Annotated in this window: 11 protein-coding genes; 5 read left to right on the top strand and 6 right to left on the bottom strand. The window is 63.2% G+C overall.

Features of this window, described 5'->3' with window-relative positions; translation table 11 throughout:
- Together RMO57_RS18005 and RMO57_RS18010 are read left to right on the top strand one after the other, a co-directional pair.
- Window positions 1-879, top strand: an 879-nt coding sequence (locus RMO57_RS18005) for an aldo/keto reductase (RefSeq protein ID WP_310388985.1), incomplete at its 5' end; no start/stop codon positions are given.
- Between the two features lie 387 nt (window positions 880-1,266).
- Window positions 1,267-1,581 (top strand): hypothetical protein, encoded by a 315-nt coding sequence (locus RMO57_RS18010; RefSeq protein ID WP_310388987.1) that lies wholly within the window; start codon window positions 1,267-1,269, stop codon window positions 1,579-1,581.
- A gap of 16 nt (window positions 1,582-1,597) precedes the next feature.
- Here RMO57_RS18010 and murU read toward each other — a convergent pair whose 3' ends face one another.
- The 3 genes from murU to RMO57_RS18025 all read right to left on the bottom strand — a co-directional run bounded on the left by murU (window position 1,598) and on the right by RMO57_RS18025 (window position 4,975).
- Window positions 1,598-2,290, bottom strand: coding sequence for an N-acetylmuramate alpha-1-phosphate uridylyltransferase MurU (gene murU, locus RMO57_RS18015; protein WP_310388989.1), 693 nt, complete (start codon window positions 2,288-2,290; stop codon window positions 1,598-1,600).
- A gap of 50 nt (window positions 2,291-2,340) precedes the next feature.
- Window positions 2,341-4,299: an EAL domain-containing protein gene (locus tag RMO57_RS18020; RefSeq protein WP_310388991.1), complete on the bottom strand. Its 1,959-nt coding sequence runs from the start codon at window positions 4,297-4,299 to the stop codon at window positions 2,341-2,343.
- 196 nt (window positions 4,300-4,495) lie between these two features.
- The gene (locus tag RMO57_RS18025) at window positions 4,496-4,975 is read right to left on the bottom strand and encodes a YccF domain-containing protein (RefSeq protein WP_310388993.1); all 480 of its coding nucleotides are present in this window, start codon (window positions 4,973-4,975) and stop codon (window positions 4,496-4,498) included.
- 143 nt (window positions 4,976-5,118) lie between these two features.
- On the opposite strand from RMO57_RS18025, the gene RMO57_RS18030 reads away from it, so the two are divergent.
- Complete coding sequence (locus RMO57_RS18030; protein ID WP_310388995.1) at window positions 5,119-5,334, top strand: hypothetical protein; 216 nt, start codon at window positions 5,119-5,121, stop codon at window positions 5,332-5,334.
- Window positions 5,335-5,525: 191 nt separating this feature from the next.
- Complete coding sequence (locus tag RMO57_RS18035; RefSeq protein ID WP_310388997.1) at window positions 5,526-6,407, top strand: DMT family transporter; 882 nt, start codon at window positions 5,526-5,528, stop codon at window positions 6,405-6,407.
- A 6-nt stretch (window positions 6,408-6,413) separates the two neighbouring features.
- On the opposite strand, the gene RMO57_RS18040 is transcribed toward RMO57_RS18035, so the two are convergent.
- The 3 genes from RMO57_RS18040 to alr all read right to left on the bottom strand — a co-directional run bounded on the left by RMO57_RS18040 (window position 6,414) and on the right by alr (window position 8,591).
- Complete coding sequence (locus RMO57_RS18040; RefSeq protein WP_310389000.1) at window positions 6,414-6,785, bottom strand: PspC domain-containing protein; 372 nt, start codon at window positions 6,783-6,785, stop codon at window positions 6,414-6,416.
- A gap of 140 nt (window positions 6,786-6,925) precedes the next feature.
- A complete protein-coding gene (arfB, locus tag RMO57_RS18045) occupies window positions 6,926-7,330 on the bottom strand; it encodes an alternative ribosome rescue aminoacyl-tRNA hydrolase ArfB (protein ID WP_310389002.1) in 405 nt (134 codons plus the stop codon).
- 151 nt (window positions 7,331-7,481) lie between these two features.
- Window positions 7,482-8,591, bottom strand: coding sequence for an alanine racemase (alr, locus tag RMO57_RS18050; RefSeq protein ID WP_310389004.1), 1,110 nt, complete (start codon window positions 8,589-8,591; stop codon window positions 7,482-7,484).
- 264 nt (window positions 8,592-8,855) lie between these two features.
- Between alr and lplT the strand changes: the two genes are divergently transcribed.
- Window positions 8,856-9,881: lysophospholipid transporter LplT (gene lplT / locus RMO57_RS18055; RefSeq protein ID WP_310389006.1), on the top strand; the 1,026-nt coding region annotated here is incomplete at its 3' end.

Genomic DNA, 9,881 nt, shown 5'->3' on the forward strand with positions numbered 1-9,881 from the left:
GGTTGCCCAGGTGGTCGATGTCGTCGATGCGCTTGCTCGGGTCGCAACGCCGAGGTCTACGCTGGCGGGCGCAGCGAAGAGGTGATGGGCGCCGCGTTGAAGCAACTCGGCTGGCCGCGCCTGAACTACGTGGTCTCGACCAAGTTCTTCTGGGGGCTGGACCGCCAGGGCGACGCCGTCAACCGCAAGGACACGCTGAACCGCAAATACCTGCTGCAGGCGATTGACGGCTCTCTGAAGCGCATGCAGCTCGACTTCATCGACCTGGTCTATTGCCACCGCCCCGACCCGCACACGCCGATCGAAGAGACGGTGCGCGCGATGAGCGACATGATCACCCAGGGCAAAGCGCTCTACTGGGGCACCAGCGAATGGTCAGCCAGCGATATCCGTGCCGCCTGGGAGATCGCCGAGCGCCACCATCTGCACAAGCCGGTGATGGAGCAGCCGCAGTACAACCTGTTCCACCGCAGCAAGGTCGAGCAGGAATATGCGCGTCTCTATGAGGACCTCGGGCTCGGTCTGACCACCTGGAGCCCCTTGGCCTCGGGCTTGCTGACCGGCAAGTACCAGGACGGCGTGCCGCCGGGGAGCCGCGGCGCGCTGGACAATATGAGCTGGATGGTCGAGGGCCTGACCGACAAGGCCAAGAATGCGGCGGTGGCGCAGCTGGCCGGCGTGGCGGCGGATTTGGGCGGCAATGTGGCGCAGCTGGCGATTGCCTGGGCCAATCACAACCCGCGTGTTTCGACCGTTATCCTCGGCGCCAGCAAGCTCGCCCAGCTGCATGACAACCTCGGCGCGCTGGCGTTGACGCCCAAACTGACGCCCGAGGTGTTGGCGCGTATTGATGCGATCACGGCGCCGCTGGCCAAGTAAATTGAGCTGAAGCCACGCGGGGGTTTCCCGGGGGCGGAGCCGTCATCGCCGCATGTCATAGTGCGAGATGCACAGGCTTCGCCGGTTTGACCAGTTACTTCTACTGATACCGATTGCTTTGGCCGCACCGGCCGGTGCGGCGCTAGGAGCCCGGGGCGGCAGAAAAATCGGCGGCTACAAGTCGGCCGCAGCGGTCCAGTTTTGACTATGTCGCTCTTCGAGAACGCGTGTCGCCGCTTGCTGCCTCCCAGGCTCCGAGTCAACCGCAGCGGCGTCGCCAGCGAGCAGGAGTTGGGCGTCAAGCTGACGGTTTTGCCGGCCTGGTGGTAGCAATAGTGGTTCCGTTTGGTCGCGCTGGCGCTATTGGGCGCAGCGGTCACAGCGCTGGTGCGCTCGCGTACGCGGCTGTTGCGCAAGCGCCAGCTTTGGCTGGAGAACAAGGTGCGTGAGCGCACGGCCGAGCTGGAGGCGTCCAGCCTGACCGCTCCCTTGACGGGCCTGCGCAACCGGCGTTTTTTGGCCCTGCAGATCGAGTCCGATGTGGCGCTAAGCTTGCGCCGTCTTGAAGCACCCAGGCAAGGCGACCGGCCGACTGATGCCTACCTGATATTTTTCCTGCTCGATATTGACCACTTGTGGCGAAGAGTTCTTGATCGTCGCGCGCGAGCGCCAACCGATGGCCGACTGCTTGGCCAGCGGTGAACTTGAGCTGGTCAGGTCAGGTTTGCAGCGCGGCCAAGCGTTCGACGGTGCCGACGTCGACCCAAGCCCCGTTCAGCAGCTCGGCGCCAAGCGTGCGGCGCCGGATGGCGTCGTCTAACAATGGCCGCAACGCTGCCTTGGCGCCGGGTTGGATGGCTTCAAACAGGCGGCGGCGGAACAGGCCGACGCTGGCCCAGGTGTAGCGCGGACCCTCGGTGTCGCTGAGTGCTAGGCCTTGGTCGCTGATGCCGAAGTCGCCCTTGGGGTGGTGAGGGCTGTTGTGGGTCAGCCAGAGCTGCGCGTCCAGGTTGCTGTGCAAGAAGCGCTCGGCGGCGGCGCTCTCGAAGCGGAAGTCCGGCAGGAACACATCGCCGGCGACGACCCAGAACGCCGCGTCCCCTTGGGCACATAACTTCAGCATCGCACGGGCAATGCCGCCGGCCGTCTCCAAGGCGCCGACCGGCTCGTTGGATTCATCGCTGAAGTGCAGATGCACGCCGAAGCGGGCCCCGTCGCCGAGCACGGCCGGGAACTGCTCGCTCAGCCAGGCGGTGTTGATGACGATGTCGCGCACACCGGCGCGGGCGAGCGCCTCGATGTGAAACTCGATCAAGGGTTTGCCGCGCACGCACAGCAGCGGCTTCGGGGTGGTGTCGGTGAGCGGCCGCATGCGCTCACCGCGCCCGGCCGCGAGGATGATGGCTCGCATGGGAGAGGAGTCTAGGCTAGGAGCCCGGGCGGCAGATTCTGAGCGGCCGGTCAACAGGGTTGCGCGCTTGCATCCCGGGCACCGAGCCAAGCCAACAGCTCTTTGGCTGGAACTGCCTTGCTGTAAAGCCAACCTTGTCCATATTGGACACCGATGCTGCGCAGCTTCAGCGCCATCGCTTCGGTCTCAATGCCCTCGGCAATCACATCCAGGCCAAGCGCTTGCGCCAAGCGCGAAATGGCCTCCAGCATGGCGTGTTGGCGCGGCGAGTTGCCCCCCTCAGCAATGAAGGTGCGGTCAAGCTTGACGGCAGTCAGTTCCAGATCGGCCAACTGCCCCAGCGACGAATAGCCTGAACCGAAGTCGTCCAAATGCACCCCGCAGCCAAGCGAGCGGCAGCATTCGATAAATACGCGAGCCGCTTGCGCATCTTCGAGGAAACTTGACTCCGTCAACTCCACGTCAATCAGCCCGCCGCATCGGTCTTGGGCCGCTTTCAGAATCTGTGTCAGTGAAGCGTCATGCACCAGTTGTTTGGCGCTGACGTTCACCGAGACGCGCAGGGGTCGGCCCTCGGCGGCCCAGGCAGCCGCTTGCTGCGCGGCCGTTTGCACCACCCAACGTCCGATGCGCACAATCAAACCGGTGGTCTCGGCACGCGGGATGAACTTGTCAGGGGGGATGTAGCCGAGTTCTGGATGCTTCCAGCGTATCAGCGCCTCCACGCTGTTGACCTGGCCGTCGAGCAGATCGACTTTGGGCTGAAACCAGAGGTCAAGCTCATTGCGGTCCAGCGCTTCATGCATTTGAGCATCCAGCCACAAGCCCTCGGCCAGCGCGTCGCGCAGGCGGCTGTGGTAGAGCTGGAAGCTGTTTCCAGCCCGCATCATCGCCGAGTGCATGGCTGCGTCAACCGCCATTTCGAGGTCATCGGCCGTGGCGGCGTGCTCCGGTATGCGAGCCGCGCCGATGGCAGCGTGGAGACGAATCTGCACGCCGGCCACCACGAAATTCTGGGCTAGCTCCTGCAAAATCTTGCCACTGACCGCGGCTAACTCCGCATCTTCGCGGGCACCTTCTGCATGCAGCCGGAATTCCGGGCCGCCGAGCCGACTCACCGTCCAGTCGGGCGGCACAGCCCTCACAACCGCCTCCGCCGCTTGCTTCATCAGCCCTTCCGACTGCGTGATCCCGAGCATGCCCCGCAGTGAGCGATAGTTCAAGAAACCCAGTGTCATGATCGTGGCTGGGCATCCCGATTCGATGGCCGCATCCAGGCGCTGCCGCGACGCATAGCCGTTGGGCAGGCCGGTGATGCGGTCTTGGGTCGCGAGTTCGTAGAGGCGCTGCTGGTTGGCGAGGGCATCGGTGATGTCAACGCCCGAGCAGACCAAGTAGGTGTCCTCGTCCGAGCCGCCGCGCACCAATTTATTGCGCCAATGAATCTGCCGCAGCCCCTGCTGCGTGTGGATGGGCCGCACGGTTTCGAATGACGCCTCTTTTTCGAAAAACTCCGCGATATTGGCCCTGGCCTCATGCTGATGCGCCGCAGCAAGAAACAATTTGTGCGCATCGACACCGATCATGTCGGCCTCTTGCATGCCGGTGCCTTCCTCGCACAGCCGGTTGAAGCGTCTGACCTTGTAGTTGCGGTCGACGACGAGCACCAGGGAGTTCACTTCCGAGACGATTTGTTCTGCGAAGCCCAGCGCCTTTTGCATTGCCGCAATGATGCCGTCGACGTCGTCCGCACGGTTGGCCAAGCCACCCCATAGCCCCACCCCGGTCTTCTTGCCAATCAGCACCAGCTCAATGCATTGGGCGGCGCGGATCGTGACCCGTATGCATGCGGTTGCCGCCCCGAGTGCCCTGAGCTGCTGAGCCTGCTCGGGAGCAAGCTTCAAGCAGGTGCTGCCGGCTCCGATGTCCTGGTTGAGCGTCAAAACGTCCGAGCCCTGCCCGAATGACCAGCGCGGGCTTTGGGCGTCTTCGCCCAATGAGCTCGACATTGGCTGCAAGTGCAAATTGTTTGGGGACATATGGCGCGATGCTTCGGTTGAACAGCAGACTAGCCGGGCTGGCACTGCGGTGCCATTGGAGGTGCTTGAAATAGACAAAACAATACATAGATGCCCTGCACGCCGACATATTTCGTGAACTTATCGCGTTTTCGTCAACAAGTCGGAGCCGAGGGTCAGGTCTTGCTTACAGATTTGGGCCCGGTCCCCGATCTGCCCGAATCTTGGCAAGATGCGCTTGGGTGCCCTGCTGGCGAGCGGCCGCGGCAACCTCCTTGGTCACGATGGTTTTACCAATCGGCGCGATCGCGATGCCGGCAAGCTTCAAATGCTGAATGCCAAACGGAATGCCGATGATGGTCACGAAGCACAGCAAGGCCGAGCCGACATGACCCAGCGCCAGCCACAGCCCGGCGAAGATGAACCAAATGATGTTGCCAAGCAGCCCGAGGCTGCCGGTTCCGATGTCTTCCTGCTTGGACAACTCATGTCTGCTGATGGCCTCTTTTCCAAACGGAAAGAAGGCGAATTGGCCGATCACAAAACACGCCCTCCCCCAGGGGATGCCGACCACGGTGATGAACGCAATCAAGCCGGCTAACCACCAGCCCAGGCCCATGACAAAGCCGCCGAAAATGAACCACAAAAGATTGCCGATAGCGCTCATTTTTTTCCTTTTGATGAAGACGGACCTCGATCGGTGAGCCAGTTTCTAATTGGCCTTGTGCGCCACAAGGCGTGGCCAGGCAGTCCCGCGAGTACAAATTGATGAGGTTCTGATCAGCAATACCAAGGTCTTCGGAGATCGTCTTGAAGGACATGATCGACTCCTCATCGAGCCGAATGGCGATTTGTTTCTTGAGTTGGGCAGCATCCGGATGGTTCCGTGCTGCACTGAAATCATATGCTTTGCGCTTGAAGTACCTCCGCGCATTGGCGCTGGATTCGGAATGTGTCAATGACTTTGCTACACCTTGCGGCATAAAGCAGGGCAATTTTCAGCCCCCCTTCAACTTGGTGATGTGACGGGCTCCGCCCCCGCCCCTGCGGGTCGCGAAATTGCGCCGCCCGTGCTGGCTGCCGGGTCAGAGGGCGTCGCCGGCCGTGGTAAAACGCCGCCGCAGCGCATCCTTAAAGCGAGCGGTGCCCTTCAGCGCATTCATATCAACGGAGCAGTAAATGAAGATGACAAGCCGGCGGGCCTATTGCGGCGTCCTATGCCCTTGATTTCAACCCGTACCCTCTTTTGGGGCCCGACCCTGATCTGGGCCAGCACCTGGCATGTGATCCTTTACCAGCTGGCCAGCGGGGTGCCGGTGCTCAACTCGGTCGCCTGGCGCTTTGCAATTGCCGCGCTGCTGCTGTTCGGCCTGGCGCGGCTGCGCAGCGAATCCTTGCGCCTGCCGGCCTCGGCGCATCTGCTGATGTTGGCGACCGGCATCGTCCAGTACAGCGGCAATTACTACTCGGTCTATGAGGCCGAGCGGCATATCCCGACCGGCCTGGTGGCGGTTTTGTTCTGCCTGATGGTGTTTGGCAATGCCTTGTCCGGGCGGCTCTTCTTCGGCCAGTCGGTGACGCGGCGCTTCCTTGTATCGGCCAGCGGCGGCGTGCTCGGCGTGGTGATGATTTTCTGGCCCGAGATTGCCGCAACCGGTGCCCGCCCCAGCGCTGCCTTGGGGTTGGGCCTGGGTCTGCTGGCCGTGTTGGCCGCCTGCATCGGCAATGTGCTGACGCTGACGCTGACCCGGCGCGGGCTGGCGCTGGTGCCCGTGCTGGCCTGGAGCATGGGCTATGGCGCGGTCTTTTTGATCCTGATGTCGCTGCTCAGCGGCCAGGGCCTGCATTTCGATTGGCGTGCGCCCTATGTCCTGAGCTTGCTTTACCTGTCGGTGTTTGGCTCGGTCATTGCCTTTGTGCTGTACTTCAAGCTGGCGCAGCTGCAGGGCCCGGCGCGGGCCGCCTTGACCGGGGTGGTGATCCCGGTCATCGCGCTGGTGATCTCGGCGGCACTTGAAGGTTGGGTGCCGACGGTTTTGTCGGTGAGTGGCATGGCGCTGTGTTTGGCCAGTATTTTTGTGGCGACCAAGCGGCGCTAATTCGGCTTAGTTCAGGCGCAGCGGCTCGTCGCGCTGTTCAGGCACCAGCACCCACAGCATCAAATAGACGATCAGGCCCAGCCCGTGGCAGGGCAGGGCGGCAATGAAGATCAGCCGCCAGATCCAGGCGGCCAGGCCGCTGACTTGGCTCAAGCCCCCGCAGACGCCGCCCAACCAACGCTCATTGCGGCTGCGCTGCAGGCCGTTGATCGCGTGGCCGAGGCCGGCGCCTTGGCGCTGCCGGTGCAGCGTTTCATCGGGCTTGAAGCCCGCTGGGCCGTCCAGCAGCCTGGCCTTGGCGCGGGCGAATTCATCGTCCGTCAGTTGGCCGGCTTGATGCAGGTCGGCGAGGCGTTCGAATTCGTTGCTGAGGGACATCGTGAGCTCCTGGTGCTGCTGGCTGGAGTGCCATGCCTGCAGTCTGCGGCCCTGTGCGCCGGACCGCGAGCGGCATGCGACGAACTGCAAGTCGCGCCGGCCGAGGCGTCAAACCCCAGGGAAATCCCTGAGCCTCTTGCTTACTCGCTGACCCGCCCGCGCCCGGCCTTGATGCCACTGCGTTGCGCCTTGCCCTCCAGCCGGCGCATTTTGGAGCCATAGGTCGGCTTGGTTGCGCGGCGGGCCTTGGGCGTATGGGCGACGCCTTGCACCAGCTCGACCAGGCGCGCCACCGCGTCGGCGCGGTTCTGCTCCTGGCTGCGGGTTTCCTGCGCCTTGATGACGATCACGCCCTCATTGGTGACGCGCTGGTCGGACAGCGCCAGCAGCCGCTGCTTGATGATGGCCGGCAAGGTCGAGCGGTTGATGTCAAAGCGCAAATGAACGGCGCTGGAGACCTTGTTGACGTTTTGCCCGCCGGGGCCGCTGGCGCGGATGAAGCTGAAGTCAAGCTCCCAATCGGCCGGTGTCCAGTGAAAGTTCATGATTAGCTCAGAGGATGGGGACTTTTGTAGCGAGCGGCCGCCAGGCTAGGCGGGCGGAGCACAGGAACCGGAACGCACTTCCTGTACGTGAGGATTCCGAGCATCTGGCCAACGACGCATGGGGGTCGCGCAGTAAAAAGTTCTCATCCTCTCACTCTAGGTGGTGCACCGTCACCGGCACGCGCTTGGCCAGCGCACACATCAGCTCATAGCCGATCGTGCCGGCCGCCTTGGCGACTTCATCAATCGGCAAGACCTGGCCCTTGGGGCCTTGGCCCCACAACGTCACTTCGCTGTTGAAGCCCGCGGCGGGCAGCGCGCTCAGGTCGACCGCCAGCATGTCCATCGAGACCCGGCCCACCGTCGTGGTGCGCTGCCCATCCACCAGGATGGGCGAGCCGCTGGGCACATGGCGGGGGTAGCCGTCGGCATAGCCGCAGGCCACCGTGCCTATGCGCATCGCTTTGGCAGCCGTGAAGCTGCTGCCGTAACCGACCGTGTCGCCGGCTTGCAGATGCTGCACAGCAATGATCTTGGAGCGCAGCGTCATCGCCGGCTGCAGATCCCAATGCGCGGGGCCATGCTCGGGGTAATCGGGCACGCCGCCATAGCTCATGATGCCGGCGCGCACCCAGTCGCTGTGCACGCGTGAGCTGTGGCGCAAGGTGGCGGCGCTATTGCTGAGCGAGCGCTCGCCGGGCAGGTCGGCGCAGACGGCCTCGAATGCATCGAGCTGGTGCTGGATGCCGTCGGCGCCGAAGCGCCGCGCGTCGGCGTCGGAGAAATGCGTCATCAGCGAAATCTCGTCCACCTGGGGCAAGGCGTTCAGGCGTGTCCAGGCGGCACGGAAGGCGGTGGCGCTGAAGCCCAGCCGGTTCATGCCGCTGTTGAGCTTCAGAAACACCCGGTGCGGCTCATGCGTCTTGTGCATCGCCAGCCAGTCGATCTGCTGCTCGCAATGCACCGCATGCCAGAGCTTCAGGCGCGAGCAGAGCTCCAGGTCGCGGGTCTCGAAGGCGCCCTCCAGCAACAGAATCGGACCGCGCCAGCCGCAAGCGCGCAGCTGCTGCGCTTCGTCCAGATCGAGCAGGGCAAAGCCGTCGGCGCCGCGCAAGCCCTCATAGGCATTGGCGATGCCGTGGCCATAGGCATTGGCCTTGACGACGGCCCAGACCATCGCGTCCGGCGCGCAAGCACGCGCACGGGCAAGGTTATGGGCCAGAGCGGGCACGTGGATAAGGGCTTCGATAGGACGCGGCATGGCCGAATTGTGGCATTGGCTGGCCTTTGCGGGCGCTGGCCGGCGTTGCGACCGTTGCCCAGACACGAGTCTGGGCGGTGGTTCGCGCCTTGCCCAATATCCCGCAAAGATCCCGCCGCGGCCCACAGGGGTTTTGCAAAGAGTCCCTAGCCGGCAAGTCACACCCCCCTAGAACAAGGCGCATGCTATAAACCCGGCGCAGCACCATCTTTGCCGCGGGCTTTTGGCCGCGGTTGCGCCTTCTTCGCAGTATTGAACGGGTTCATGAAAAAAGGCTTTTCCACCATCATGTCAGCGCAGTTCTTCAGCTCGCTGGCTGATAACGCGCTGTTGGTTGGCGCCATCGAGCTGCTCAGGAACACCGGCGCACCGGTTTGGCAGATTCCTGCGCTGGGACCGATTTTTGCGCTCTTTTATGTGATCCTGGCGCCCTTTGTCGGCGCTTTTGCAGACGCCGTGCCCAAGGGCAAGGTGATGTTCTACGCCAATCTGATCAAGATTGTGGGTTGCTTGATGATGATGTCCGGCGCCCATCCGCTGCTGTCTTATGCCATCGTCGGCCTCGGCGCCGCCGCCTACTCGCCGGCCAAATACGGCATCCTGACCGAACTGCTGCCGCCGTCTCAACTGGTCAAGGCGAATGGCTGGATCGAGGGCCTGACGATTGCCTCAATCATTCTGGGCATCTTGCTCGGCGGTCAACTGGTGGGCCCGCATTTGGCACCCTATCTGCTGGGCATCGATTTGCCATTTTTTGACAGCGGGATTGACACGCCGCCTGAAGCCGCTATTGCGAGCCTGGTGAGTCTGTATCTGGTGGCAGCCATTTTTAACCTGGCCATTCCGCGCACGCAAGTCGAGTTGCAGCCACTGGCGCACAGCCCGCTGGTCTTGGTGCGTGACTTCGCTTCCTGCAACTCGCGTCTATGGGCCGACAAGCTGGGGCAGATCTCACTGGCCACCACCACGCTGTTCTGGGGCATCTCCGGCAATATGCGCATCATCGTGTTCCCCTGGGCCGCAGCGGCGCTGGGCTACACCACCACGCAGGCGTCCAGCCTGGGCGGTGTGGTGGCGCTGGGCACGGCGGTGGGCGCGGTGGCGGCGTCGATGTATATGCGTTTGGACCGCGCCACCAAGGTCATACCGCTGGGCATCATGCTGGGTCTGCTGGTGGTGGGCCTGAACGCGGTGACGAATATCTGGGTGGCGGTGCCTTTTCTAATCCTCTTGGGCCTGGTGGGCGGCTTCTTGGTTGTGCCCATGAACGCCTTGTTGCAACACCGTGGC

Source organism: Roseateles sp. (assembly GCF_031397715.1).
In the GTDB taxonomy this organism is placed as follows: domain Bacteria; phylum Pseudomonadota; class Gammaproteobacteria; order Burkholderiales; family Burkholderiaceae_C; genus Paucibacter_A.

What these genes read in the sequence shown, in the direction of transcription:
- murU (WP_310388989.1), bottom strand. Translation starts at nt 2,290, where the DNA reads ATGCGAGCCATCATCCTCGCGGCCGGGCGCGGTGAGCGCATGCGGCCG.
- RMO57_RS18020 (WP_310388991.1), bottom strand. Translation starts at nt 4,299, where the DNA reads ATGTCGAGCTCATTGGGCGAAGACGCCCAAAGCCCGCGCTGGTCATTC.
- RMO57_RS18025 (WP_310388993.1), bottom strand. Translation starts at nt 4,975, where the DNA reads ATGAGCGCTATCGGCAATCTTTTGTGGTTCATTTTCGGCGGCTTTGTC.
- RMO57_RS18035 (WP_310388997.1), top strand. Translation starts at nt 5,526, where the DNA reads ATGCCCTTGATTTCAACCCGTACCCTCTTTTGGGGCCCGACCCTGATC.
- RMO57_RS18040 (WP_310389000.1), bottom strand. Translation starts at nt 6,785, where the DNA reads ATGTCCCTCAGCAACGAATTCGAACGCCTCGCCGACCTGCATCAAGCC.
- arfB (WP_310389002.1), bottom strand. Translation starts at nt 7,330, where the DNA reads ATGAACTTTCACTGGACACCGGCCGATTGGGAGCTTGACTTCAGCTTC.
- alr (WP_310389004.1), bottom strand. Translation starts at nt 8,591, where the DNA reads ATGCCGCGTCCTATCGAAGCCCTTATCCACGTGCCCGCTCTGGCCCAT.